General features: G+C 64.6%; 18 protein-coding genes, 2 tRNA genes and 3 rRNA genes. 17 read left to right on the forward strand and 6 right to left on the reverse strand.

Going from position 1 to position 24,540, the window contains the following annotated elements:
• Nucleotides 1-7 precede the first annotated feature (7 nt).
• The 6 genes from ACEN9Q_RS24005 to ACEN9Q_RS24030 all read left to right on the forward strand — a co-directional run bounded on the left by ACEN9Q_RS24005 (nt 8) and on the right by ACEN9Q_RS24030 (nt 7,421).
• Nucleotides 8-1,585: a DUF5691 domain-containing protein gene (locus ACEN9Q_RS24005; RefSeq protein WP_495626285.1), complete on the forward strand. Its 1,578-nt coding sequence runs from the start codon at nt 8-10 to the stop codon at nt 1,583-1,585.
• Entirely contained in the window at nt 1,582-2,673 is a 1,092-nt protein-coding gene (locus ACEN9Q_RS24010; protein ID WP_495626286.1) for an ATP-binding protein, read from the forward strand. The genes ACEN9Q_RS24005 and ACEN9Q_RS24010 overlap by 4 nt, the downstream gene beginning before the upstream one ends.
• A 7-nt stretch (nt 2,674-2,680) precedes the next feature.
• Nucleotides 2,681-4,915 (forward strand): DUF5682 family protein, encoded by a 2,235-nt coding sequence (locus ACEN9Q_RS24015; protein WP_495626287.1) that lies wholly within the window; start codon nt 2,681-2,683, stop codon nt 4,913-4,915.
• Nucleotides 4,905-6,056 carry a VWA domain-containing protein gene (locus ACEN9Q_RS24020; RefSeq protein ID WP_056451251.1) on the forward strand — a complete coding sequence of 384 codons (1,152 nt, stop codon included), beginning with the start codon at nt 4,905-4,907 and terminating at the stop codon, nt 6,054-6,056. The genes ACEN9Q_RS24015 and ACEN9Q_RS24020 overlap by 11 nt, the downstream gene beginning before the upstream one ends.
• Nucleotides 6,057-6,119: 63 nt before the next feature.
• Nucleotides 6,120-6,590, forward strand: a complete 471-nt coding sequence (locus ACEN9Q_RS24025) for a DUF6328 family protein (RefSeq protein ID WP_495626288.1) — start codon at nt 6,120-6,122, stop codon at nt 6,588-6,590.
• 354 nt (nt 6,591-6,944) lie between these two features.
• Nucleotides 6,945-7,421 (forward strand): YbhB/YbcL family Raf kinase inhibitor-like protein, encoded by a 477-nt coding sequence (locus ACEN9Q_RS24030; RefSeq protein WP_056451256.1) that lies wholly within the window; start codon nt 6,945-6,947, stop codon nt 7,419-7,421.
• On the opposite strand, the gene ACEN9Q_RS24035 is transcribed toward ACEN9Q_RS24030, so the two are convergent.
• On the reverse strand, nt 7,418-8,314 hold the full coding sequence (locus ACEN9Q_RS24035) for a LysR family transcriptional regulator (RefSeq protein WP_056451258.1): 897 nt from the start codon (nt 8,312-8,314) through the stop codon (nt 7,418-7,420). The genes ACEN9Q_RS24030 and ACEN9Q_RS24035 overlap by 4 nt on opposite strands.
• Before the next feature lie 113 nt (nt 8,315-8,427).
• Here ACEN9Q_RS24035 and ACEN9Q_RS24040 point away from each other — a divergent pair, with 113 nt between their 5' ends.
• Nucleotides 8,428-9,303: an aldo/keto reductase family oxidoreductase gene (locus tag ACEN9Q_RS24040; protein WP_495626289.1), complete on the forward strand. Its 876-nt coding sequence runs from the start codon at nt 8,428-8,430 to the stop codon at nt 9,301-9,303.
• Between the two features lie 51 nt (nt 9,304-9,354).
• Here ACEN9Q_RS24040 and rrf read toward each other — a convergent pair.
• The 5 genes from rrf to ACEN9Q_RS24065 all read right to left on the reverse strand — a co-directional run bounded on the left by rrf (nt 9,355) and on the right by ACEN9Q_RS24065 (nt 14,480).
• Nucleotides 9,355-9,467 (reverse strand): 5S ribosomal RNA (gene rrf, locus ACEN9Q_RS24045).
• A gap of 120 nt (nt 9,468-9,587) precedes the next feature.
• A 23S ribosomal RNA gene (locus ACEN9Q_RS24050) occupies nt 9,588-12,464 on the reverse strand.
• A gap of 241 nt (nt 12,465-12,705) precedes the next feature.
• Nucleotides 12,706-12,781 (reverse strand) — tRNA-Ala (locus ACEN9Q_RS24055).
• An 11-nt stretch (nt 12,782-12,792) separates the two neighbouring features.
• Nucleotides 12,793-12,869 (reverse strand) — tRNA-Ile (locus ACEN9Q_RS24060).
• An 82-nt stretch (nt 12,870-12,951) separates the two neighbouring features.
• Nucleotides 12,952-14,480 (reverse strand): 16S ribosomal RNA (locus ACEN9Q_RS24065).
• Together the 16S, 23S and 5S rRNA genes with 2 tRNA genes alongside form the textbook arrangement of a ribosomal RNA operon.
• Nucleotides 14,481-14,911: 431 nt before the next feature.
• Here ACEN9Q_RS24065 and ACEN9Q_RS24070 point away from each other — a divergent pair.
• The 10 genes from ACEN9Q_RS24070 (at nt 14,912) to ACEN9Q_RS24115 (ending at nt 24,529) form a co-directional block, all read left to right on the forward strand.
• The gene (locus ACEN9Q_RS24070) at nt 14,912-16,411 is read left to right on the forward strand and encodes a B12-binding domain-containing radical SAM protein (RefSeq protein ID WP_495626290.1); all 1,500 of its coding nucleotides are present in this window, start codon (nt 14,912-14,914) and stop codon (nt 16,409-16,411) included.
• Between the two features lie 96 nt (nt 16,412-16,507).
• Nucleotides 16,508-17,635, forward strand: coding sequence for an MlaE family ABC transporter permease (locus tag ACEN9Q_RS24075; RefSeq protein ID WP_495626291.1), 1,128 nt, complete (start codon nt 16,508-16,510; stop codon nt 17,633-17,635).
• Nucleotides 17,635-18,486, forward strand: a complete 852-nt coding sequence (locus tag ACEN9Q_RS24080; RefSeq protein ID WP_056438056.1) for an ABC transporter ATP-binding protein — start codon at nt 17,635-17,637, stop codon at nt 18,484-18,486. The genes ACEN9Q_RS24075 and ACEN9Q_RS24080 overlap by 1 nt, the downstream gene beginning before the upstream one ends.
• Before the next feature lies 1 nt (nt 18,487).
• Complete coding sequence (locus ACEN9Q_RS24085; RefSeq protein WP_056438053.1) at nt 18,488-19,435, forward strand: MlaD family protein; 948 nt, start codon at nt 18,488-18,490, stop codon at nt 19,433-19,435.
• A 14-nt stretch (nt 19,436-19,449) separates the two neighbouring features.
• Nucleotides 19,450-20,061, forward strand: a complete 612-nt coding sequence (locus tag ACEN9Q_RS24090; RefSeq protein ID WP_495626292.1) for an ABC-type transport auxiliary lipoprotein family protein — start codon at nt 19,450-19,452, stop codon at nt 20,059-20,061.
• Entirely contained in the window at nt 20,058-21,185 is a 1,128-nt protein-coding gene (locus tag ACEN9Q_RS24095) for a VanZ family protein (protein WP_495626293.1), read from the forward strand. The genes ACEN9Q_RS24090 and ACEN9Q_RS24095 overlap by 4 nt, the downstream gene beginning before the upstream one ends.
• A gap of 60 nt (nt 21,186-21,245) precedes the next feature.
• Nucleotides 21,246-21,572 carry a (2Fe-2S) ferredoxin domain-containing protein gene (locus tag ACEN9Q_RS24100; protein ID WP_056438045.1) on the forward strand — a complete coding sequence of 109 codons (327 nt, stop codon included), beginning with the start codon at nt 21,246-21,248 and terminating at the stop codon, nt 21,570-21,572.
• Nucleotides 21,573-21,586: 14 nt separating this feature from the next.
• Nucleotides 21,587-22,216 carry an alpha/beta hydrolase gene (locus ACEN9Q_RS24105; protein ID WP_056438042.1) on the forward strand — a complete coding sequence of 210 codons (630 nt, stop codon included), beginning with the start codon at nt 21,587-21,589 and terminating at the stop codon, nt 22,214-22,216.
• A gap of 97 nt (nt 22,217-22,313) precedes the next feature.
• Nucleotides 22,314-23,462 carry a D-alanyl-D-alanine carboxypeptidase family protein gene (locus ACEN9Q_RS24110; RefSeq protein ID WP_056438039.1) on the forward strand — a complete coding sequence of 383 codons (1,149 nt, stop codon included), beginning with the start codon at nt 22,314-22,316 and terminating at the stop codon, nt 23,460-23,462.
• A gap of 137 nt (nt 23,463-23,599) precedes the next feature.
• Nucleotides 23,600-24,529 carry an aldo/keto reductase gene (locus tag ACEN9Q_RS24115; protein WP_056438036.1) on the forward strand — a complete coding sequence of 310 codons (930 nt, stop codon included), beginning with the start codon at nt 23,600-23,602 and terminating at the stop codon, nt 24,527-24,529.
• Nucleotides 24,530-24,540: the final 11 nt, after the last annotated feature.

Genomic DNA, 24,540 nt, shown 5'->3' on the forward strand with positions numbered 1-24,540 from the left:
GGCACCGATGAGCGACGATGCCCGCCAGCTGCAGCAGCTCCTGAAAATCGGGACGGCCAGAGCCGGCCGCGCGCCCGCCACCCTGGCCGCGCCGCTCGATGCGCTGCTGCCCCGCGATACCGCCGCGGCGCCCGAAGCGGCATTGTGGCTGTCGCTCGGCGCGCTCGACCTGTGGGAGCGCAGCGGCTTCGTGGCGCCCGGCCAGCCTGCGCCGATGCCGGCGCCGGCCGCCGCGCCCGACACGCTGCGTCCCTGCCCGCTCCGTGCGCAGGCCGTCCTGGCCGGACTCCTGCGCGGCCTGCATCCGGCCGGCCTGGAGGCCGAGTGGCTGCACCTGCTGCGCCGCCATGGCGGCTGCTTGCCCGCACACATCCTGCCCAAGCTGCTCGATGCCGCCACGCGCCAACCCACGCTGCGTGCCGCGCTGCTGCCCGTGCTGGGCGAACGGGGACGCTGGCTCGCGCGCCTGCAACCGGCGTGGTCGTGGGCCGCCGCCGAGGCGAATACGGACGCATCGCTGTGGGACACCGGCACGCCGGAACAACGCATCGCCGCACTGCGCGCCTGGCGCGCGCGCGATCCCGCCGCGGCGCGCGCCGCCCTCGCCGCGGCGTGGAGCAGCGAGCCGCCGGAACAGCGCGCGGCCCTGCTGGCGGCGCTGGCCAATGGCCTGGGCCCGGACGACGACGCGTTCCTCGACGCCGCGCTCGACGACCGCCGCAAGGAAGTGCGCGCCGCGGCGCAACGCCTGCTCGCACGCCTGCCCGGATCGCGGTTCGCGCAGCGCATGCTCGATCGCCTGCTGCCGCTGCTGCGGTTCGAGCGCCCGTTGCTGCGCGCCGCCCGCATCGAACTGACCCTGCCGGCAGCGCTCGACGCGGCCATGCGGCGCGACGGCATCGGCATCGGTGCCCATCACGGCCTGGGCGAAAAAGCCGGGTGGGTCGTCGACATGCTGGCCGCCGTCGATCCGCAAGTCTGGACGCGGCATGTCGACCGCGGGCCGCGCGCCTGCCTCGCCCTCGCCGAGCACGGCGAATTCGCCACCGTGTTCGTGCGCGGCTGGGCGCTGGCCGTGCAGCGCCATGCGCAAGACGATCCCTCGCCCGGCGCGCTGGCCTGGCTGCGCGAGCTGACCGCGTGGTGGCTGGGTGCCGAGCCGGCCCTGCGCGAGGCCGTTCCCGACGGCCTGTTCGACCTCGCCGCCGCCCGCTTTTCCCAGGACGCGGACGGCACCTCCAGCGCCCTGTTCGACGCGCTGCCCGACCGCTGGATCGCCGACGGGGCCCGCGTGCGGCTGCTGGCGCGCCTCGCCGCCGGTTCAGCGGACACGTGGCCCGCGCCGTTGAGCCGGCGCGCGCTGCGGCGCCTGCAGTCGGCGCTGCCCGCGCTCGCCGACACGGGTCACCCGTGGCTCGTGCGCCAGTTGTTGTCCAGTCTCGCGCTCGTGCTCGACCCGGCCACGGCCGCCGCGTGCGAACCCGCGCGGCACCCGGAGACCCAGTGGCAAAGCGCCATCGACGAATTCCTCGATCTCGTGCGCCTGCGCCACGAGATGACCCTTTCATTCCAGGAGACAGCATGACCGCCACCTCTTCCGTCCTCCGCCAGCACGCCGAGCAGCAGTACGCCGACGAGCTGGACGCGCTGATCGCATTCGACACGCGCCAGCGCCCGCCCCGCTGGAAGATGTCGCCGTGGGCCGTCTCCATGTACCTGCTCGGCGGCCAGTTGGACAAAGGCGTGACGATCAGCGCGAAATACATCGGCAATCCGCGCGTGATCGAGATCGCCGTCGCCACGCTCGCCACCGACCGCGCCCTGCTGCTGCTGGGCGTGCCGGGCACGGCGAAATCCTGGGTGTCCGAACACCTGGCAGCGGCGATCAGCGGCGACTCCACGCTCGTCGTGCAGGGCACGGCCGGCACCAGCGAGGAGGCGGTGCGCTACGGCTGGAATTACGCGCAGCTGCTGGCCAAGGGGCCGTCGCAGGAAGCCATCGTCCCGAGTCCCGTGATGCGCGCCATGCGCACCGGACGGATCGCCCGCATCGAAGAACTCACGCGCATGCCGGGCGAGGTGCAGGACGGCCTGATCTCGATCCTGTCCGAGAAGGTGCTGCCGATCGCGGAACTGGACGACGAGGTGCTCGCCGAGAAGGGTTTCAATATCGTCGCCACGGCGAACGACCGCGACCGCGGCGTCAACGAGCTGTCGAGCGCCCTCAAACGCCGCTTCAACACCGTCGTGCTGCCGCCGCCGCGCACGGCCGACGAAGAAGTGCGCATCGTCGAGTCGCGCGTGGCCAGCATCGGCCGCGCGCTCGAACTGCCGGCCGAGACGCCGGCGCTGGAAGAGATCCGGCGCATCGTCACCGTGTTCCGCGAACTGCGCGACGGCGTGACGAGCGACGGCAAGACCAAGCTCAAGGTCCCCAGCGCCAGCATGAGCACGGCCGAGGCGATTTCCGTCGTCACGCACGGCCTGTCGCTGGCCGCGCACTTCGGCGACGGCGTGCTGCGCGGCGCCGACCTCGCGGCCGGCATCGTCGGCGCCATCGTCAAGGACCCGCTGCAGGACCGCGTGGCGATGCTCGAATACCTCGAGACCGTCGTCAAGGAGCGCGACGGCTGGAAGGATTTATACCGCGCCTGCCGCGACGTGATGGCCTGATGCGGCGATGAGCGTCCACCTGTTCGGCATCCGCCACCACGGCCCCGGTTGCGCGCGCAGCCTGGCGCAAGCATTGCGCGCGCTCGCGCCGGACTGCATCCTCGTCGAGGGCCCGCCGGAAGCGGACGCGCTGGCGCGCTTTGCCGGCCGTGCGGACATGGTGCCGCCGGTGGCCCTGCTGCTGTACGCGCCGGCCGAGCCGCAGCGTGCCGTGTTCTATCCGTTCGCCGAGTTTTCGCCGGAATGGCAGGCGCTGTGCTACGCCGCCGAGCACGATGTCGCATTTCGCTTCTGCGACCTGCCGCAGGCCCAGCGCTTCGCCTTGCGCGCGGCGTGCGAACGGACGGACGACGCGAAGGACGACCGGAACGAGGACCTGCACGCGGACCCGCTGCGCTGGCTCGCCCGCGCGGCCGGCTACGGCGACGCCGACACGTGGTGGGACCACCTCGTAGAACAGCGCGGCGACAGCCTCGGCCTGTTCGCCGCCATCGCGGAGATGATGACGGCGCTGCGCAACGAAGCGGGGCCGCCCGCCGACGACCTGGATACGAAGCGCGAAGCGTGGATGCGCACGGCGATCCGCCAGGCCGTCAAGGAAGGCCACGAGCGCGTCGCCGTCGTGTGCGGCGCGTGGCACGTGCCGGCGCTGGCGCTGATGCCCAGCGCAAAAAGCGATGCCGACCTCGTAAAAGGACTGGCGAAGGAAAAGGTCGCGGCCACGTGGGTGCCGTGGACGCACGGCCGCCTCACGTTCGCCAGCGGCTACGGCGCAGGCGTGACGGCGCCCGGCTGGTACCGCCACCTGTGGCGCCACCGCGACCGCGCTGGCCTGCACTGGCTGACCGAGGTCGCGACGCTGCTGCGCCGGCACGATCTCGACGCATCATCCGCCCACGTGATCGAGGCCGCGCGCCTGGCCGACACGCTGGCCGCGCTGCGCGAGCGTCCGCGCGCGGGGCTGGACGAATTGATGGAAGCCGTGCGCGCCGTGTTCTGCTACGACAGCGACGCGCCGCTGCGCCTGATCCGGCGCGCACTGCTCGTCGACGAGGCACTGGGGACCGTTCCCGACTACGTTCCCGCCGTGCCGCTCGCGCAGGACGTGGCCGCCCAGCAGAAGCGCCTGCGCATGCCGGTGCGGGCAGACATGACGGAACTCGACCTCGACCTGCGCCAGGGCGCGCACCTGGAAAAAAGCGTGCTGCTGCATCGTCTCGCGCTGCTGGGCGTCCCGTGGGGCCGGCAGCAGACCGTGCGCGGCCGAACCGGCACCTTCCACGAGCAGTGGCAGCTCGCGTGGGAGCCGGAATTCGCCGTCGACCTGATCGCCGCCAGCCGTTGGGGCGGCACGCTGGAAGCCGCGGCGACGGCGCTGGCCGCCGACCGCGCGGCGCAGGCGCAGCTGCTGCCCGAACTCACGCGCCTGATGGAGGCGATTTTACTGGCCGACCTGCGCGCGGCCGTCGCTCCGCTGATGGCGCGCATCCAGGAAGTGGGCACGCTGACGCCCGACCTCGGCCTGCTGCTCGCGGCGCTGCCTGCGCTCGTCAACGTGCTGCGCTACGGCAGCGCGCGCGCGGTCGATACGCAGGCGCTGTCCAGCGTCGTCGACGGCCTCGTGGCGCGCGCCTGCATCGCGCTGCCGTACGGCCTGCGCGGCGTCGCGGACGATGCCGCGGCCGGCCTGCTCGGCCAGATCATCGCCGCCGACCAGGCCGTGCGCCTGCTGCAGAACGAGACGCATGCGGCGGCGTGGTTCGACGCGCTGGAAGCGGGAGCGACGAGCGATCTGTCGCATCCGCTGCTGGCGGGACGCGCGAGCCGCATTCTCGCCGAACAGGGCCGCTGGGATGGCGAGCGCGCCGCGCGCCAGCTGGCTCTGCGCTGCTCGCCGGCGGTCCCGCCGCTCGTCACGGCGCACTGGCTGGAGGGGTTTTTGCAGGGCAGCGGCGCGCTGCTCGCGCACAGCGATGCGCTGTGGAGCATCGTGAACGGCTGGCTGCTCGCGCAACCGGACCACGTTTTTACCGAGCTGCTGCCGCTGCTGCGCCGCACGGTCGCCACGTTCAGCTCTCCCGAGCGGCGCGCACTGGGCGAGCGCGCGGCGCAGGCGGGCTGCCCGCCGGCGGTCGGCGCGGCCGCGGCGGCCGTCGATCCGGTGCGCGCGCGGCGCGTGCTGCCCATCCTGCACACCCTGTTCGCCGCCTTGCCGGCGAAGGAGCCGGTCCATGTCGAATGAAGACCGCAACACGGAAGCGGCGCGGCGCTGGCGCCTCGTGCTGGGCCAGGATGCCGGCGAAGCGCTGACGCTGGGCGCCGGAGACGCCGCCGTCGACGCCGCGCTGGACGCGCTGTACGGTGCCGGTCCCGACACGCGCGGCGGCAGCCTGGGCGGATCGGCGCCGCGCGTGGCGCGCTGGCTGGGCGACATCCGCCAGTACTTTCCGTCCAGCGTCGTGCAGGTGATGCAGAAGGACGCGTTCGACCGCCTGGGCCTGCAGCAGATGCTGTGCGAGCCGGAGATGCTGGCGGCCGTCGAGCCGGACGTGCACCTCGTCGCCACGTTATTGAGCCTGAACCGCATCCTGCCGAACAAGACGCGCGCGACCGCCCGGGCCGTCGTCGCGAAGGTCGTCGAGGACCTGGAAAAGAAGCTCGCCGCGCCGATGCGCCAGGCCGTCGCCGGCAGCCTGAATCGCGCCGCGCGCAACCTGCGCCCGCGCCACCAGGACATCGACTGGCTGCGCACGATCCGCGCCAACCTGCGGCACTACCAGCCGGCCTACCAGACCATCATCCCGCACACGCGCATCGGTTTCGGCCGGCGCGGACGCTCGCTGCGCGACATCGTGCTGTGCGTGGACCAGAGCGGATCGATGGCGCCGTCGGTCGTGTATGCGAGCGTGTTCGCGGCCGTCCTCGCCAGCATCAAGGCGGTGACGACGTCGGTGGTCGTGTTCGACACCGCCGTCGTCGACCTGACGCCGCTGCTGCACGATCCGGTCGAGGTCCTGTTCGGCACGCAGCTGGGCGGCGGCACCGACATCAACCGCGCGCTCGCCTATTGCCAGGGCCTGATCACGCGGCCGCAGGACACGATCTTCGTCCTGATCAGCGACCTGTACGAGGGCGGCAACAACGCCGAGATGCTCCGGCGTGCGGCGAGCCTCGTCGGCAGCGGCGCGCAGGTGATCGCCCTGCTCGCGCTGGACGACGGTGGCGCGCCTTCGTACGACCGCAACAACGCGGCGAAGCTGGCCGCGCTGGGCATCCCCTGCTTCGCATGCACGCCCGACCTGTTTCCCGACCTGATGGCGGCCGCGATCCAGCGGCACAGCCTGGAACAATGGGCGTCGCGGGCCGGCATCGTGCACGCCTGACGGCGCGCCGCTTCAATCGTGCGCGCGGTTGAACTCAGCCGTGTTTGGCGCTACTGTCATCCCATGGACGATCAAGCTTCCCAGCAAGAAAAGAATCATCGAACAATGCGCGACATCATCGAAGAAGCGCGCTGCATTCTGCCCGGCCTGCAGGCGGTGTTCGGTTTCCAGACGATCGCCGTGTTCAACGAACGCTTCAACGACCTCGCGCTGTACGCGCAGGCCTGCCACATGGTCGGCCTCGCGCTGATGGTGTTCGCGATGGCCCTGTTGATGACGCCGGCCGTGTATTACCGCGCCCAGCACGGGTATGCGACGTCGCTCATGGTGAAGGTGTCGCGCCGGGCCATCCGGGGTGCGCTGATGCCGCTGGCGCTCGGCCTGTCGCTCGACATGTTGACGGTCGTGTCGCTTGCAACCGACATGCTGTCGCTCAGCATCGCCGCCGCGGTTGCTTCCCTGCTCCTGTTTGTGGGACTCTGGTATCTGATTCCACGCCGCGATCCGATCCAGGTCGGCGAGCCGCAATCGTGACGCCGACATTGCCACGGCCGCGTTGTGTGAGGCGCCGAACAGATGAGAGCGCTTGCAGCCGGATAATACCCTTGTGTCTACGGCATCGTGGGCAAGGATTTTACGAACTGGGCGACACTGGCCTACCTTCAAGTTCCGATATCGGGGGGAGCACAGACGGTGGCGAGTGTTTGCCCAGCCGTTCATGCGGCGGCGACGCGTCGACCGCGGGCTTGTTTGCCCGCGCGTCCGCGGCGTCCGCTGCGGCGGCTGGAAGTGGCGGCGGGTGTCATCCGCGTCGGTGATCCGCCGATGCAACCCCGGTCGTTTGCCGGTGTCGAAGCGTGCAGGCAGTCACACGCAAAGGAGGCAAGCATGAGCCTGATCCTGACCTCGGCCGACTTCACGCCCGGCGGCCCCATCCCGGCCATTCACACCTGCGACGGCGCGAACACGTCGCCCGCGCTGTCGTGGTCCGGTGCCCCGCCCGACACCCGCAGCCTCGTCCTCATCGTGGACGACCCCGACGCGCCGGATCCCGCCGCGCCCAAAATGACCTGGGTGCACTGGGTTCTCTACAACCTCCCGCCGCAGGCGAACCACCTGCCCGCCGGGGTACGCGACGCCGAGCTGCCGCAGGGTACGCGGACCGGCCAGAACGACTTCAAGAAGACGCACTACGGCGGCCCCTGTCCCCCGGTGGGACGGCATCGCTACGTCCACAAGCTGTATGCGCTCGACACCGTGCTGCCCGACCTTGGCCATCCGACCAAGGCCCAGGTGGAACAGGCGATGCAGGGGCACGTGAAGGCGCAGGCGGAACTGATCGGCACCTACCAGCGCGGACACTAGGCTGCGCGGATGAAATCGACGAACGCGCGCAGCGGGGCCGGGACGAGGCGCCGTCCCGGATAGTAGAGATACGGGCCGGAAAAGCGCGGCCACCATGGCTCCAGCACGGGCTCGAGCAGGCCGCGGTCGATGTACGGGCGCAGCCAGTCCTCGAACAGGTAGACGACGCCCATGCCGGCGACGGCGGCGTCCACTTTGAGATCGATGGCGCCGCCCACCTGGACGAGCAATGGTCCGGACGGGTCGATCACCACCTTGTCGCCGTCGCGTTCGAACTCCCAGCGGATCACTGTCCCGCTGGCGAAGCGGGCGCGCATGCACGTGTGGTCGAGCAGGTCGCGCGGATGCTGCGGGCGGCCGCGCCGTGCGAGATAGTCCGGGGCCGCGGCCGCCGCCATGCGTTGCACGCGCGGCCCGATCGGCACGGCGATCATGTCCTGCTCGAGCCTTTCCTCGTAGCGGATGCCGGCATCGCAGCCGGCCGCGAGCACGTCGACGAAGCTCTCTTCGGCGATCACTTCCAGCCGGATTTCGGGATACGCGGCGAGGAAGCGCGGCACGATATCCGGCAGCACGAGCCGAGCGGCACTTACCGGGACGTTCAGGCGCAAGGTGCCGGTGGGCGTGTCGCGAAAACCGTTGACGACGTCCAGCGCGCTCTCGACTTCGTTGAGCACGGGATCGAGACGCGCGAGCAGGCTGCGGCCCGCTTCCGTCGGGACGACGCTGCGCGTGGTGCGGTTGAGCAGGCGGACGCCGAGCTTCGCTTCGAGCCGACGCACCGCATCGCTCAGGCCGGATGCGCTACCGCTCGTGGCCCGGGCAGCATCGCGGAAACCGCCGGCGCGCGCGACGGCGACGAAGGCGGAGAGGTCGCCGAGATCGACTTTCATGGTTTTCATTGTCCGTTTTGACGTACAGCCCATGCAGACTATACCGGATTGTCTTGCGATCGTGCCGGACTTATCTTGGATGCACTGTTCACTGTTCATCAAAGGAGAATCACATGTCCAGTATCGATCGTGCCGGCACGTATCAGCTCGGCGATCGCACCGTCCGGCGCCTCGGCTATGGCGCCATGCAGCTGGCAGGTCCCGGCGTCTTCGGACCGCCCCGGGATCCCGACGCGGCCCGCGCCGTCCTGTGCGAGGCCGTGGCGCTCGGCGTCAATCACATCGACACGTCCGATTTCTATGGGCCGCATGTCACCAACCAGTTGATCCGGGAAGCGCTGCATCCGTATGCCGACGACCTCGTCATCGTTACCAAGGTCGGCGCGCGGCGCGACGGCCAGGGCAACTGGCTGCCGGCCATCACGGCGCAAGAATTGCGGCAGGCCGTGCACGACAACCTGCGCAATCTCGGCCTGGACGTGCTCGATGTGGTGAATTTTCGCAGCATGCTGGATGTGCACGTCCCGGCGGAAGGATCGCTCGAGGCGCAGGTAACGGCGTTGGCGGAGCTGAGGGAAGAAGGGCTGATCCGGCATGTCGGCCTGAGCAACGTGACGATGCGACAGGTCGAGGACGCACGGCGCATCGTGCCGATCGCATGCGTGCAAAACATGTATAACCTCGTCCACCGCGGCGACGACGCCATGATCGATGCGCTCGCGCGCGATGGCATTCCTTATGTGCCCTTCTTTCCGCTGGGCGGTTTTTCGCCCCTGCAGTCGGATGCCCTGTCGGCCGTCGCGGCCGGGCTGGATGCGACGCCGATGCAGGTCGCGATCGCGTGGCTGCTGCGGCGGGCGCCGAACATCCTGCTGATTCCGGGCACGTCGTCGACCGCCCATTTGCGCGAGAACGTGGCAGCGGCGGACCTCGTGTTGACGGAGGACGTGCTGGTAAAACTCGAAGGCGTTGCCGATACGGGGAGGTAGAAAGCAAAAAGCCCGCTCGGTATCAACTGAGCGGGCTTCTGCATATAACTAGCCTGACGATAACCTACTTTCACACTGGTTGCAGCACTATCATCGGCGCAAAGTCGTTTCACGGTCCTGTTCGGGATGGGAAGGGGTGGTACCGACTTGCTATGGTCATCAGGCATAACTTGTACGGGTATCGCTTTTTCGAGCGCTACCCTGAATCTGGAAGAAGTATGGTTTTAATCTGTTGTCTCAACAAACAGCTGAACCCTTGTATTGGCAATGACTGCCAAGGTTATAGGGACAAGCCGTACGGGCAATTAGTATCGGTTAGCTTAATGCATTACTGCACTTCCACACCCGACCTATCAACGTCCTGGTCTCGAACGACCCTTCAAGGAGCTCAAGGCTCCGGGAAATCTCATCTCAAGGCGAGTTTCCCGCTTAGATGCTTTCAGCGGTTATCTCTTCCGAACTTAGCTACCCGGCAATGCCACTGGCGTGACAACCGGTACACCAGAGGTTCGTCCACTCCGGTCCTCTCGTACTAGGAGCAGCCCCCTTCAAATTTCCAACGCCCACGGCAGATAGGGACCAAACTGTCTCACGACGTTTTAAACCCAGCTCACGTACCACTTTAAATGGCGAACAGCCATACCCTTGGGACCGGCTACAGCCCCAGGATGTGATGAGCCGACATCGAGGTGCCAAACTCCCCCGTCGATATGAACTCTTGGGAGGAATCAGCCTGTTATCCCCAGAGTACCTTTTATCCGTTGAGCGATGGCCCTTCCATACAGAACCACCGGATCACTATGTCCTACTTTCGTACCTGCTCGACTTGTCGGTCTCGCAGTTAAGCACGCTTATGCCATTGCACTATTAGCACGATGTCCGACCGTACCTAGCGTACCTTCGAACTCCTCCGTTACACTTTAGGAGGAGACCGCCCCAGTCAAACTGCCTACCATGCACTGTCCCCGACCCGGATCACGGGCCAAGGTTAGAACCTCAAACGAACCAGGGTGGTATTTCAAGGTTGGCTCCACGAGAACTGGCGTCCCCGCTTCAAAGCCTCCCACCTATCCTACACAGATTGGTTCAAAGTCCAATGCAAAGCTACAGTAAAGGTTCATGGGGTCTTTCCGTCTAGCCGCGGGTAGATTGCATCATCACAAACATTTCAACTTCGCTGAGTCTCGGGAGGAGACAGTGTGGCCATCGTTACGCCATTCGTGCAGGTCGGAACTTACCCGACAAGGAATTTCGCTACCTTAGGACCGTTATAGTTACGGCCGCCGTTTACTGGGACTTCAATCAAGAGCTTGCACCCCATCATTTAATCTTCCAGCACCGGGCAGGCGTCACACCCTATACGTCCACTTTCGTGTTTGCAGAGTGCTGTGTTTTTATTAAACAGTCGCAGCCACCAGTTTATTGCAACCCTTTCACCCTTCCACAGTAAAGTGGTCAAGCTACCGGGGCGTACCTTATCCCGAAGTTACGGTACCAATTTGCCGAGTTCCTTCTCCCGAGTTCTCTCAAGCGCCTTAGAATACTCATCTCGCCCACCTGTGTCGGTTTGCGGTACGGTCTCGTATGACTGAAGCTTAGAGGCTTTTCTTGGAACCACTTCCGATTGCTTCGTGTCGCAAGGACACCCGTCTCGACCCCTTGAATTATGTGCCCGGATTTGCCTAAGCACCTTCTATGAGTCAAAAACCAACTATTCCAACAGTTGGACAACCTTCCGCGATCCGTCCCCCCATCGCATCATACGACGGTGCAGGAATATTAACCTGCTTCCCATCAGCTACGCATCTCTGCCTCGCCTTAGGGGCCGACTCACCCTGCTCCGATGAACGTTGAACAGGAAACCTTGGGCTTTCGGCGAGAGGGCTTTTCACCCTCTTTATCGCTACTCATGTCAGCATTCGCACTTCCGATACCTCCAGCATCCTTTACAAGACACCTTCTCAGGCTTACGGAACGCTCTCCTACCATATGTGCAAGCACATATCCGCAGCTTCGGTGACTGGCTTAGCCCCGTTACATCTTCCGCGCAGGACGACTCGATCAGTGAGCTATTACGCTTTCTTTAAATGATGGCTGCTTCTAAGCCAACATCCTGACTGTTTTAGCCTTCCCACTTCGTTTTCCACTTAGCCAATCTTTGGGACCTTAGCTGGCGGTCTGGGTTGTTTCCCTCTTGACGCCGGACGTTAGCACCCGACGTCTGTCTCCCAAGCTCGCACTCACCGGTATTCGGAGTTTGCAATGGTTTGGTAAGTCGCAATGACCCCCTAGCCATAACAGTGCTCTACCCCCGGTGGTGATACTTGAGGCACTACCTAAATAGTTTTCGGAGAGAACCAGCTATTTCCAGGTTTGTTTAGCCTTTCACCCCTACCCACAGCTCATCCCCTAATTTTTCAACATTAGTGGGTTCGGACCTCCAGGGCGTGTTACCGCACCTTCATCCTGGCCATGGGTAGATCACCTGGTTTCGGGTCTACACCCAGCGACTGTCGCCCTGTTCGGACTCGATTTCTCTACGGCTCCCCTATTCGGTTAACCTCGCCACTGAATGTAAGTCGCTGACCCATTATACAAAAGGTACGCCGTCACCCCACGAAGAGGCTCCGACTGTTTGTATGCACACGGTTTCAGGATCTATTTCACTCCCCTCCCGGGGTTCTTTTCGCCTTTCCCTCACGGTACTGGTTCACTATCGGTCGATTACGAGTATTTAGCCTTGGAGGATGGTCCCCCCATATTCAGACAGGATTTCTCGTGTCCCGCCCTACTTGTCGTACGCTTAGTACCACCGGTCTGATTTCGTGTAAGGGGCTATCACCCTCTATGGCCAGCATTTCCAGGCTGTTCCACTATCAGTCCGACTATCACGTACAAGGCTCTTCCCATTTCGCTCGCCACTACTTTGGGAATCTCGGTTGATTTCTTTTCCTGCAGCTACTTAGATGTTTCAGTTCGCCGCGTTCGCTTCGCATACCTATGTATTCAGTATGCGATGACCTAAAAGGCCGGGTTTCCCCATTCGGAAATCTGCGGATCAAAGTGTGTTTGCTCACTCCCCGCAGCTTATCGCAAGCTACTACGTCCTTCATCGCCTGTAATCGCCAAGGCATCCACCATGTGCACTTATTCACTTGTCCCTATAACGTTGGCCCCTGCAGTCTTTCCGAAGGAAAGACGAGAAGGGAACGTCATATCGACAAGAGTTCAGCTTACTTTGTTTGTTGATACATACAGATTACTACCCTAAGTGTCCAATACATCTTTCGATGCGTTGAACGCTTAAAGAAAACTTTACTTCTTCCAGATTGTTAAAGAACGAGAACTACACTTATCGAAACTCAGCTTCGCTGGGCTTGGATAAATGCAGTGAACAAGAGTTGGTGGAGGATGACGGGATCGAACCGACGACCCCCTGCTTGCAAAGCAGGTGCTCTCCCAGCTGAGCTAATCCCCCGACGCATAACGTGGTAGGGCTGGTTGGACTCGAACCAACGACCCCCGCGTTATCAACACGGTGCTCTAACCAGCTGAGCTACAGCCCCGAAAACTCTTCTCGTTTAACTTTAAACAGTCGATAAGCGTGGACGCTTGATGATCGAGCTCGCGCTCGCAGTGCCACTCTAGAAAGGAGGTGATCCAGCCGCACCTTCCGATACGGCTACCTTGTTACGACTTCACCCCAGTCACGAATCCTACCGTGGTAAGCGCCCTCCTTGCGGTTAAGCTACCTACTTCTGGTAAAACCCGCTCCCATGGTGTGACGGGCGGTGTGTACAAGACCCGGGAACGTATTCACCGCGACATGCTGATCCGCGATTACTAGCGATTCCAACTTCACGCAGTCGAGTTGCAGACTGCGATCCGGACTACGATACACTTTCTGGGATTAGCTCCCCCTCGCGGGTTGGCGGCCCTCTGTATGTACCATTGTATGACGTGTGAAGCCCTACCCATAAGGGCCATGAGGACTTGACGTCATCCCCACCTTCCTCCGGTTTGTCACCGGCAGTCTCATTAGAGTGCCCTTTCGTAGCAACTAATGACAAGGGTTGCGCTCGTTGCGGGACTTAACCCAACATCTCACGACACGAGCTGACGACAGCCATGCAGCACCTGTGTTCAGGCTCCCTTTCGGGCACCCTCCAATCTCTCGGAGGTTCCTGACATGTCAAGGGTAGGTAAGGTTTTTCGCGTTGCATCGAATTAATCCACATCATCCACCGCTTGTGCGGGTCCCCGTCAATTCCTTTGAGTTTTAATCTTGCGACCGTACTCCCCAGGCGGTCTACTTCACGCGTTAGCTGCGTTACCAAGTCAATTAAGACCCGACAACTAGTAGACATCGTTTAGGGCGTGGACTACCAGGGTATCTAATCCTGTTTGCTCCCCACGCTTTCGTGCATGAGCGTCAATCTTGACCCAGGGGGCTGCCTTCGCCATCGGTGTTCCTCCACATCTCTACGCATTTCACTGCTACACGTGGAATTCTACCCCCCTCTGCCAGATTCAAGCCTTGCAGTCTCCATCGCAATTCCCAGGTTAAGCCCGGGGCTTTCACGACAGACTTACAAAACCGCCTGCGCACGCTTTACGCCCAGTAATTCCGATTAACGCTTGCACCCTACGTATTACCGCGGCTGCTGGCACGTAGTTAGCCGGTGCTTATTCTTCAGGTACCGTCATTAGCTCCAGGTATTATCCAGAACCGTTTCTTCCCTGACAAAAGAGCTTTACAACCCGAAGGCCTTCTTCACTCACGCGGCATTGCTGGATCAGGCTTGCGCCCATTGTCCAAAATTCCCCACTGCTGCCTCCCGTAGGAGTCTGGGCCGTGTCTCAGTCCCAGTGTGGCTGGTCGTCCTCTCAGACCAGCTACTGATCGTCGCCTTGGTGAGCCTTTACCTCACCAACTAGCTAATCAGATATCGGCCGCTCCAGGAGCATGAGGCCCGAAGGTCCCCCACTTTCATCCTTAGATCGTATGCGGTATTAGCGTAACTTTCGCTACGTTATCCCCCACTCTTGGGTACGTTCCGATATATTACTCACCCGTTCGCCACTCGCCGCCAGGTTGCCCCGCGCTGCCGTTCGACTTGCATGTGTAAAGCATGCCGCCAGCGTTCAATCTGAGCCAGGATCAAACTCTTCAGTTTAATCTCTGTTTTTGTCGATTTCTCGACATGTCGCTCACTCAAAATACTGACCGTTACTCATTGCTGAGCAACGTATTTCTTTTGTGTGAACATTTGATAATTTAAGCATTCAGCACCCAAAAGGATGCTGGCACTTCATCAAACGCCCACACTTATCGACTGTTGATTGTTAAAGAACTGTATTCGGTACTGCCTTGCTGCACTTGCGAATCGTTTTGTTCGTCAGCAGCAGAGAAGCGAGATTATCCAGTGTTTCGAGATGTTCGTCAACTTCTTTTTCTCCCCTTCGAAGCGTTCAGAACCGTTAAAGTTCGTTTCGTTTTCGACGAGGGACCGAATGATACCAGTGTCGAAAACAGACCGCAAGGCCCGCACGCCTGGCGAACCGCGGCAGCGTACAATGGGCGCTTTGCCGTCCTCCCCGCATCGCCATGACCATCCTGCTCGCCACCCTCAATGCCCGCTATGCCCACGCTTCGCTGGGGCTGCGCTACCTGCTGGCCAATATGGGCGCGTTGCAAGAACAGACGAGCCTGATGGAATTCGTGATCGGCGCAAAAACCACCGAGGTCGTGGAACGCCTGCTGGCCAAGCAGCCGCGCATCGTCGGTTTCGGCATCTATATATGGAACGTCGAGGAGACGGCCAGGGTCGTCGCCATGCTCAAGCGCGTGGCACCCGAGGTGACGGTCGTGCTGGGCGGCCCGGAAGTGTCATACGAGACCGGCGAACAGGAGATCGTGCGCCTGGCCGACTACGTCGTCACGGGCTGGGGCGACATCACCTTTCCCAAGCTGTGCGGCGACATCCTGCATGGCCCCAAGCCGCTCATGAAGGTGCATGCGGGCGTGCAGCCTCCCATGGCCGACATCCGCCTGCCGTACGAACTCTATACGGACGACGATATCGCCCACCGCACCATCTATGTGGAAGCGTCGCGCGGCTGCCCGTTCAAGTGCGAGTTCTGCCTGTCGTCGCTGGACAAGACGGCGTGGCCGTTCGGGCTCGACGCCTTCCTCGCGGAGATGGAGGCGCTGTACCGGCGCGGCGCGCGCCTGTATAAATTCGTCGACCGCACGTTCAACCTGAACGTCAAGACGAGCCAGCGCATCATGCAGTTCTTCCTCGATAAGATCGCGACCAATCCGGACGATCCGGTCTACGCCCACTTCGAACTCGTGCCGGACCACCTGCCGGAAGCGCTGAAGGAAACGATCGCCAGGTTCCCGCCCGGCGCCCTGCAGTTCGAGATCGGCATCCAGAGCTTCAATCCGGACGTGCAGGCCCTCGTGAGCCGCCGTCAGGACAACGCCAAGGCCGCGGACAACATCCGCTGGCTGACGACGCACTCGCACGCGCACCTGCACGTGGACCTGATCGCCGGCCTGCCGGGCGAGGACGTCGCATCGTTCGCGCGCGGCTTCGACCAGCTGGTGGCGCTCCGCCCGCACGAGATCCAGTTCGGCATCCTCAAGCGCCTGCGCGGCACGCCCATCATCCGCCACACGGCCCCCTACAAGATGGTGTACGACCCGTATCCGCCGTACACCGTACTGGCCACCGACCGCATCGACTTCGGCACCATGCAGCGGCTCGTGCGCTTTGCCCGCTACTGGGACCTGGTCGCGAACTCCGGCCGCTTCGCCCACACGATCACGGTCCTGCTGGGCGACAGCCCGTTCGCCAGCTTCATGGCCTTCTCCGACTGGATGTACGCGCAGCTCGACGCCACCCACCGCATCGCGCTGGACCGCCTCGCGAAGCTGGTACAGGCCTGGCTGCAGCTGCGCGGGATGCCGGCCGGCGAAGCGGCAGCCCTGGTCGCGAGCGATTATGCGGGCAGCGCGCACAGGCCGGCCGCCAGGGACAACGGCACGCAACCCAAACCGGCCGCCGCGCCGGAACGCCAGGTGCGGCACCTGGCCGCGTAAACACGGGGCGCGCGCCAATGTGCGCCAGCGTACGCTCTACGGCACGCAAGCGTAACGCTGGTGGCGGCAGTCGCGAATCTCTTTTACACTGCCGCAATGCAGATTGAAAATGCGCCAACATTAACCATCGAGCATCCCATTGCCGGCGCGGAGCAATCCGTGGTGGCGCGCGGCGTATGGCAAGTCCACGCGTTCTCGCGGCGCGGTTTCAAGGACATCGAAAAGACGATGAAATCCCTGGCCGGCAAGCCGGTCGCCTGGGATCTCTCCGAAATCGCCAGCCTCGATCACATCGGCGCCCAGTTGTTCTGGAGTTCCTGGGGCAAGCGCCGCCCCGCGCAACTGAAACTCGACCCGCGCCAGGAAGAGCTGTTCGAGCGCATCGAAAAATCCGGCCACATCGCGCTGCCGCGCACCCGCAAGAGCCGCCTGCAATGGGTGATCACGCTGGGCAACGGCGTGCTGTCCTTCTTCGAGCACCTGCGCGGCGCGATCACCCTGATCGGCCAGGTGGTGCAGGACATCGGCCGCTTCCTCCGCCATCCGCTGTCCGGGCCGTGGCGCGAGATCTCGGCCAACGTCTACCACTCCGGCTTCCAGGCGCTCGGCATCACGGCGCTGGTCGGCTTCCTGATCGGCGTGGTGCTCTCGTACCTGTCGGCGCAGCAGCTGCGCATGTTCGGCGGCGACATCTACCTCGTCAACATCCTCGGCATGAGCATCATCCGCGAACTGGGCCCGCTGCTGGCGGCGATCCTGGTCGCGGGCCGCTCCGGTTCGTCGATCACGGCGCAACTGGGGGTGATGCGCGTGACCGAGGAACTCGATGCGATGCTCGTGATGGGCATCTCGCACGGCTACCGCCTGATCATGCCGAAGGTGCTGGCGCTCGCGCTGGCGATGCCGCTGCTGGTCGTGTGGACGGATGCCATGGCCCTGATCGGCGGCATGGTCTCGGCGAAGATCGAACTGGGCCTGACGATGCGCTACTTCGTGCAGAAGCTGCCGTCGGCCGTGCCGATCGTGAACTACACCATCGGCCTGGGCAAGGGCGTCGCCTTCGGCATGCTGATCGCGCTCGTGTCCTGCCACTTCGGCCTGCGCATCAAGCCGAACACGGAAAGCCTGGGCCGCGGCACGACGACGTCGGTCGTCACGGCGATCACCGTCGTGATCCTGGCCGACGCCGTGTTCGCGATCGTCTTCTCGGGGGTGGGCTTCTGATGGAAAAGCCCCAGCGCCCGCCGCAGCAACTGAACCGCAAACCCGAGGAAGACGTCGGGCCGCCGGTCGTCCAGATCCGCAACCTGTGGACGCGCTTCGGCCGCACCGTCGTGCACCAGGACCTGAACCTCGACATCTACGCGGGCGAAATTCTCTCCATCGTCGGCGGTTCCGGCACCGGCAAGACCGTGCTGCTGCGCCAGATGCTGGGCCTGGAGCGGCCGTCCAGCGGCTGCGTCAGGGTATTCGGCGAGGACGTCAGCAGCGCCAGCCCGGAACAGCTGCAGCGCATGCGCAACCACTGGGGCATGCTGTTCCAGCAGGGCGCGCTGTACTCCGCGCTGACCGTGTTCGACAACATCGCGCTGCCGCTGCGCGAGCTGCGCGCCCTGCCCGAGGACGTCGTGCGCGACGCCGTGCTGCTCAAGATGGACATGGTCGGACTCGGCCCGGGCGACGCCAACAAGATGCCGTCCGACCTGTCGGGCGGGATGATCAAGCGCGCGGCCCTCGCGCGCGCGCTCGCGCTCGAGCCGCAACTGCTGTTCCTCGACGAGCCGACGGCGGGCCTCGACCCGGACCTGTCGGACTCCTTCGTGGCGCTGATCCAGACGCTGCACAGCGAGCTGCACCTGACCGTGGTGATGGTCACGCACGACCTGGACACGCTGTTCGCACTGTCCTCGCGCATCGCCGTGCTGGCGGAGAAGCACGTGATCGCGGTGGGCCCGTCGTGCGACGTGCTGCGCGTCCCTCACCCCTTCATCAAACACTTTTTCCTGGGGCCCCGCGGCCAGCGGGCGCTGGAAGTGCTGGAAGAGCGCATCGCAAGAAAGGAGTCGGAAGACTGACATGGAAAACAGATCGTATGCCCTCATGACGGGCTTCTTCACGGTCGCGCTGCTGGTGGCCGCCATCCTGGTCGGCCTGTGGCTGAACCGCGACCGCACCAAGACGCATCCATACGAGATCGTCACCACGCAGACCATCCCCGGCCTGAATCCGCAGGCGGCCGTGCGTTACCGCGGCCTGGAAGTGGGGCGCGTGGACGACATCGTGTTCGACCCGCGCGTGACCGGGCAGATTCTCATCAAGCTGTCGATCGAAGACGGCGCGCCCGTCACGACGACGACGTTCGCCTCGCTCGGCTACCAGGGCGTGACGGGCATCGCGTTCATCCAGCTGGACGACGACCGCACCGGCTCCCCGCTGCTGAAAAGCGACAAGGACCGCGTGGCGCGCATTCCGCTGCGTCCCGGCCTGCTCGACCAGCTGGAAAAGCGCGGCCTCGCGATCCTGGAAAAGACGGAGCGCATCACCGACAGCCTGAACAACGTCCTCAGCAAGGAAAACCAGGACAAGATCACCGGCGCCTTCGACAGCATCAACAAGGCCGCCGCCGCGTATGCCGAGATCCCGGGCCAGCTCCAGCCGACACTGGCGCGCCTGCCCGCGCTGACGGATAAACTCGATCGCACGATGGGTTCCGTGAACGATCTGTCGACCAGCGCCACGGCCGCCGTGCGCAACTACGACCGCCTCGCGACGAGCCTGCAGGCGCCGGGCGGCCCGCTCGAACGCGCCAGCACCGCCATCGATTCGCTGGGCGGCGTGACGTCCGACCTCGAGCTGCAGACGCTGCCGCACGTGGTCGACATGGCCGACGAAGCCAAGACGTCGCTGCGCGCCGTGCGCCGCACCGTGACGAACCTGGGCGAGCGCCCGCAAAGCATCCTGTTCGGCGCCCCGGCGGCCGAACCCGGCCCGGGCGAACCCGGTTTCGTCCCCCCGACCCAATGAGGAATCCAGCGACCATGCATCCGACCCGCTTCATTCTCGCCGCGGCCCTGGCCCTGATCCTGTCCGGCTGCGCCTCGCAAAAAGGCCAGCCGACCACGCAGTTCGACTTCGGCCCGGCCACCCCCGCGACGCCGCAGGCGCCCGCGCAGGGCGCGCTCGGTTCGGTGGTCGTCACCGACGTCACCGGCTCGAGCGCCCTGGACAACGAGCGCATGTTCTACCGCCTCAGTTATGCCGACCCGCTGCAGGCGCGCACCTATGCGAACAGCCGCTGGACGGCGAATCCGCTGCAATTGCTGACCCAGCGCTTCAAGACGCGGCTCGCGCAGGCCGGCGCGCGGGTGCTGTCGGAAACGGATGCGTCGATCGGTATTCCGCTGCTGCGCATCGACGTCGACGAATTCATCCAGGACTTCGGCGGCACGAGCCGGAGCACCGGCGTGGTTGCGGTGCGCGCCTCCGTATTCCAGGGCCATACGCTCGTCGACCAGCGCAGCTTCCGCCAGTCCGTCCCCGCGACGAGCGCCGACGCGGCCGGCGGCGCGCGGGCCCTCGCGGCCAGCACCGACGCCGTCGCGGCCGACATCGTGGCCTGGCTGGGCACACTGAACATCAACCGACGATGACCGATACGGAAGACGACGCCGGCCCGCGCGCCTCGCCGGTGGCACGCGCGGCGCTGCTGGCCTATCTGCTGCTGATCGTCTACGCCAGCTGGTTCCCGTTTTCCGGCTGGCGCAGCAGCGGGCTGTCGCCGTTCGCCTTCCTCAACCTGCAGATGCCGCGCTGGTGGACCGGTTTCGACGTGCTGGTCAACGTCGTCGGCTACATGCCGTTCGGCGTCCTGATCGTGCTGGCGCTGCACCCGCGCGTGCGCGGCATGTGGGCCGTGCTCGTCGCGGCCGCCGTCGGGCTGCTCGTGTCGGGGACGATGGAGGCCGTGCAGAACTACCTGCCCAGCCGCGTGCCGTCGAACCTCGACCTGCTGACCAATGCGGCCGGCTGCCTGGCCGGGGCGCTGCTCGGCGCCTGGTTCGCGCCGATGCTGGTGGACCGCAGCCGTTTGTATCTGCTGCGCCAGCGCTGGTTCGCATCGCATGCGAGCCAGGGCCTGGTGCTCATCGCCCTGTGGCCGCTGGCCCAGGTCTATCCGCAGAACTACCTGTTCGGCAACGGCCAGGTGCTGCCGCTGCTGTCGGAATGGCTGTCCGAATGGCTCGACACCGACATCGACCTCGTGACGCTGCTGCGCGGCGACGCGCCGATGAGCGTGGAGCAGTACTGGCTGTCCGAGACCATCATCACCGCGTGCGGCATGACGGGCGCCGCCCTCACCCTGCTGTGCCTCACGCGCCGCAGCGCGCCAAGGCTGTCGCTGATGCTGGCGCTGGTCCTCGTCGGCATCGTCGTCAAGACGCTCGCGAGCTCGCTGTTCTTCGCGCCGGACAATGCCTTTGTCTGGGTCACGCCGGGCGCGGAAGGCGGCTTCCTGATCGGGTTGATCATGCTGGCCGGCCTCGCGTTCGCGCCCCAGGTGGCGCAGCGCCGGCTGGCCGTGGTGACGCTCGTGCTGTCGCTCATCGTCGTCAACACGATTCCCGCCAACCCGTATTTCGTCTCGACGCTGCAGGCCTGGCAACAGGGTAAATTCTTGAATTTCAACGGCGCCGCCCAATTCCTCGGCATGGCCTGGCCGGTCCTCGCGCTGTGGTTCCTGCTGCTGCCTTCGCATCGGCTGAACCGGCCCTGATTAGGGCGTATCATAGCGGGCGACGGCGCCGGCGCGGCCGCCAACTCATCCGGAAACGACATGAACGACGACAAACCCTTTTATCAACACCACGTGTTCTTCTGCCTGAACGAACGCGAAGGCAAGGACTGCCGCCCGAGCTGCGGCAAGAGCGGCGCCGAGGCGGCACAGCAGCACGCCAAGAAGCGCGTCAAGGAACTGGGCCTGAATGGGCCGGGCCAGGTGCGCATCAACAAGGCCGGTTGCCTGGACCGCTGCGAGGAAGGCCCGGTCGTGGTGATCTACCCGCAAGGCACGTGGTACACCTACGTGGACACCACCGACATCGACGAAATCATCGAACGCCACCTCGTCAAGGGCGAGGTGGTCGAGCGCCTGAAGATCTGAGGCCGACGCACGCAATGAACAAGAATTCGCACAAGTTTTACCTGACCGGCCGGGCCGGCAGAATGGAATGCCTGCTGGACGAACCGGACGGGCCGCCGCGCGGCATCGCCCTCGTCGCGCATCCGCACCCGCTGTATGGCGGCACCATGGACAATAAAGTGGCGCAGACGCTGGCCCGCGCCTTCGTCGGCCTCGGCTACGCGACGGCGCGCCTCAACTTCCGCGGCGTGGGCGAGTCGGAAGGCGTGCACGACGAAGGCCGCGGCGAAGTGGACGACATGGAGATCATGCTCGACCACATGATCCAGCAGTATCCGGGCCTGCCGTACGCGCTGTCCGGCTTCTCGTTCGGCACTTTCGTCCAGGCCCAGTTGCAGCAACGCCTGATCGCCCAGGGCCGCCCGGCCGAGCGCCTGGCGCTGGTCGGCACGGCCGCCGGCAAGTGGCCGGTGCCGGCAGTCCCGGCCGACACGATCCTGATCCACGGCGAACTTGACGATACGATACCGCTCGCGCACGTGTTCGACTGGGCGCGCCCGCTCGACATCCCCGTGACCGTGATTCCCGGCGCCGACCACTTTTTTCACCGCAAGCTCGTCCACATTAAAAATCTTGTCGCGCAATTGTGGCGGCGTGACATTTGAGCCTAACGCTGGCCTATAATGATGCGATCTTCTTTCAAGGCAATGTTTACCGGCATTGCCATCGCGTCATCTCCTGTTCACCTCTCGTTTGCCTTCCATGAAAAAGTTAATCGCGGCCTTCGCCGCCAGTGCCCTCCTGATGTCGGCCGCCCATGCGCAGCAGGTGCCGGCCCCGCAAATCGCCGCCCGTTCGTGGCTCCTGCTGGACGCCACCAGCGGCCAGATCATCGCCTCGCAAGACCCGGACATGCGCATCGAACCGGCCTCGCTCACCAAGGTCATGACGGCGTACGTCGTCTTCGAAGCCCTGCGCGACAAGAAGATCACGCTGGACCAGATGGTCAACGTCTCGGTGCATGCGTGGAAAGTCGACGGCAGCAGCTCGAAGATGTTCATCGACCCGGCCACCCCGGTAAAAATCCAGGACCTGCTGTACGGCCTGATGATCCAGTCCGGCAATGACGCCGCGGTGGCACTGGCCGAAGCCGTCGCCGGCGACGAAGCGACCTTCGTCACCCTGATGAACCGCGAGGCCCAGCGCATGGGCATGAAGAACACCCACTTCGCCAACCCGCACGGCTTGCCGAGCCCCGAGAACTACTCGACCGCGCGCGACCTGTCGATCCTGGCCTCGCACGAGATCCAGGACTTCCCGCAGTTCTACAAGATCGACTCGATCAAGGAATTCACGTACAACAAGATCAAGCAGCAGAACCGCAACCGCCTGCTGTGGCTGGACCCGACCGTGGACGGCCTCAAGACCGGCCACACCGAAGCCTCGGGCTTCTCGATGATCGCGTCGGCGCACCGCCCGAACGGCCCGGCCGGCGAGCGCCGCCTGATCTCGGTGCTGTCCGGCGCCACGTCGGACGGCAACCGCACGGCGGAAAGCCAGAAGCTGCTGAACTGGGGCTTCCAGAACTTCGACACGGTCAAGCTGTACGCCAAGGGTCAGGCGATCCTGACCCCGGAAATCTGGAAGGGCTCCAGGTCGAACGTGAAGATCGGCTTCCCGAACGACGTGTGGGTGACCGTACCGAAGGGCGTGGCCCAGAAGATGAAGCCGGTCCTGGAGCGCAAGGACCCGCTGGTCGCGCCGCTGGCCCTGAACAGCCGCGTCGGCACGCTGAAGATGATGGTCGACGGGAAGGCGCTGCTGGCGCTGCCGGTGGTGTCGCTGGAAGAAGTGCAGGAAGCGTCGATCTTCGGGCGCGCGTGGGACTCGATGCGCTTGTGGATGAAGTAACCTCGCGGTAAGCATGACATCGTAGGGTGGGCACACCGTGCCCACGCGTGCCGTTTGCGGTTTGCGAACGTCCGCGTGGGCACAGGGGTGCCCACCCTACGTCTATAATGACCCTACGTTTATTTGAAAGTAGAACGATGACCTCTGCCCTGCCCCGCGACCTGTCCTGCCCGCGCGTTGCCATCCGCAAGAACGGTGGCCTCGAACTGTCCCGCATCGTCGCCGGCATGTGGCGCATGGTCGAATGGGGCATGACGGTGGAGCAGCGCATCGCCTTCATCGAGCAGTGCATCGCGCTGGGGGTCACCTCGTTCGACCATGCGGACATCTACGGCAACTACGGCGTCGAAGGCCTGTTCGGCGAAGCCCTGCGCGCCCAGCCTTCGCTGCGCGACCGCATGCAGCTGATCAGCAAGTGCGGCATCCGGCTGCTGTCGAATAAACGCCCGCAGCACACCATCCAGCACTACGACACGAGCGCCGCCCACATCGTCGCCTCCGCCGAGGAATCGCTGCGCCAGCTGCACACGGACCGCCTGGACCTGCTGCTGATCCACCGTCCCGACCCGCTGATGGACTTCGACGAGATCGCGCAAGCCTTCACGCGCCTGAAGCAGGACGGCAAGGTGCTGCACTTCGGCGTGTCGAATTTCAGCCGCCACCAATTCGAGGCGCTGAACCGCCGCATCGAGCTGTCGACCAACCAGGTGGAATTCTCGCCGCTGCACGTGGCGCCGATGTTCGACGAGACCTTCGACGGCCTGCAGGACAAGGGCGTCGCGCCGATGATCTGGTCGCCGCTGGCCGGCGGGCGCCTGTTCACGGCCAACGATGCGAACGCCGAGAACCTGCGCCTCGTGATCAAGGAGATCGCCGACCGCCTGCACCAGCCGTTCGCCAGCGTGGTGTTCGCGTGGATCATGCAGCTGCCGTCGCGTCCCTTCCCGCTGACGGGCAGCGGCCGCATCGAGGCGATCTCGGTGGCCGTCGCCGGCACCACGTTCCAGCTGGCGCGCGCCGACTGGTTCACGATCCTGCGTGCGGCGCGCGGCCACGAGGTCGCATAAGCGGTGCGCCC

The organism is Massilia sp. Masssp93 (assembly GCF_059491295.1).

What these genes read in the sequence shown, in the direction of transcription:
- ACEN9Q_RS24080 (WP_056438056.1), top strand. Translation starts at nt 17,635, where the DNA reads ATGGAAAAGCCCCAGCGCCCGCCGCAGCAACTGAACCGCAAACCCGAG.
- ACEN9Q_RS24040 (WP_495626289.1), top strand. Translation starts at nt 8,428, where the DNA reads ATGTCCAGTATCGATCGTGCCGGCACGTATCAGCTCGGCGATCGCACC.
- ACEN9Q_RS24030 (WP_056451256.1), top strand. Translation starts at nt 6,945, where the DNA reads ATGAGCCTGATCCTGACCTCGGCCGACTTCACGCCCGGCGGCCCCATC.
- ACEN9Q_RS24100 (WP_056438045.1), top strand. Translation starts at nt 21,246, where the DNA reads ATGAACGACGACAAACCCTTTTATCAACACCACGTGTTCTTCTGCCTG.
- ACEN9Q_RS24110 (WP_056438039.1), top strand. Translation starts at nt 22,314, where the DNA reads ATGAAAAAGTTAATCGCGGCCTTCGCCGCCAGTGCCCTCCTGATGTCG.
- ACEN9Q_RS24005 (WP_495626285.1), top strand. Translation starts at nt 8, where the DNA reads ATGAGCGACGATGCCCGCCAGCTGCAGCAGCTCCTGAAAATCGGGACG.
- ACEN9Q_RS24095 (WP_495626293.1), top strand. Translation starts at nt 20,058, where the DNA reads ATGACCGATACGGAAGACGACGCCGGCCCGCGCGCCTCGCCGGTGGCA.
- ACEN9Q_RS24010 (WP_495626286.1), top strand. Translation starts at nt 1,582, where the DNA reads ATGACCGCCACCTCTTCCGTCCTCCGCCAGCACGCCGAGCAGCAGTAC.
- ACEN9Q_RS24070 (WP_495626290.1), top strand. Translation starts at nt 14,912, where the DNA reads ATGACCATCCTGCTCGCCACCCTCAATGCCCGCTATGCCCACGCTTCG.
- ACEN9Q_RS24115 (WP_056438036.1), top strand. Translation starts at nt 23,600, where the DNA reads ATGACCTCTGCCCTGCCCCGCGACCTGTCCTGCCCGCGCGTTGCCATC.
- ACEN9Q_RS24075 (WP_495626291.1), top strand. Translation starts at nt 16,508, where the DNA reads ATGCAGATTGAAAATGCGCCAACATTAACCATCGAGCATCCCATTGCC.
- ACEN9Q_RS24025 (WP_495626288.1), top strand. Translation starts at nt 6,120, where the DNA reads ATGGACGATCAAGCTTCCCAGCAAGAAAAGAATCATCGAACAATGCGC.
- ACEN9Q_RS24015 (WP_495626287.1), top strand. Translation starts at nt 2,681, where the DNA reads ATGAGCGTCCACCTGTTCGGCATCCGCCACCACGGCCCCGGTTGCGCG.
- ACEN9Q_RS24105 (WP_056438042.1), top strand. Translation starts at nt 21,587, where the DNA reads ATGAACAAGAATTCGCACAAGTTTTACCTGACCGGCCGGGCCGGCAGA.
- ACEN9Q_RS24090 (WP_495626292.1), top strand. Translation starts at nt 19,450, where the DNA reads ATGCATCCGACCCGCTTCATTCTCGCCGCGGCCCTGGCCCTGATCCTG.
- ACEN9Q_RS24020 (WP_056451251.1), top strand. Translation starts at nt 4,905, where the DNA reads ATGTCGAATGAAGACCGCAACACGGAAGCGGCGCGGCGCTGGCGCCTC.
- ACEN9Q_RS24035 (WP_056451258.1), bottom strand. Translation starts at nt 8,314, where the DNA reads ATGAAAGTCGATCTCGGCGACCTCTCCGCCTTCGTCGCCGTCGCGCGC.
- ACEN9Q_RS24085 (WP_056438053.1), top strand. Translation starts at nt 18,488, where the DNA reads ATGGAAAACAGATCGTATGCCCTCATGACGGGCTTCTTCACGGTCGCG.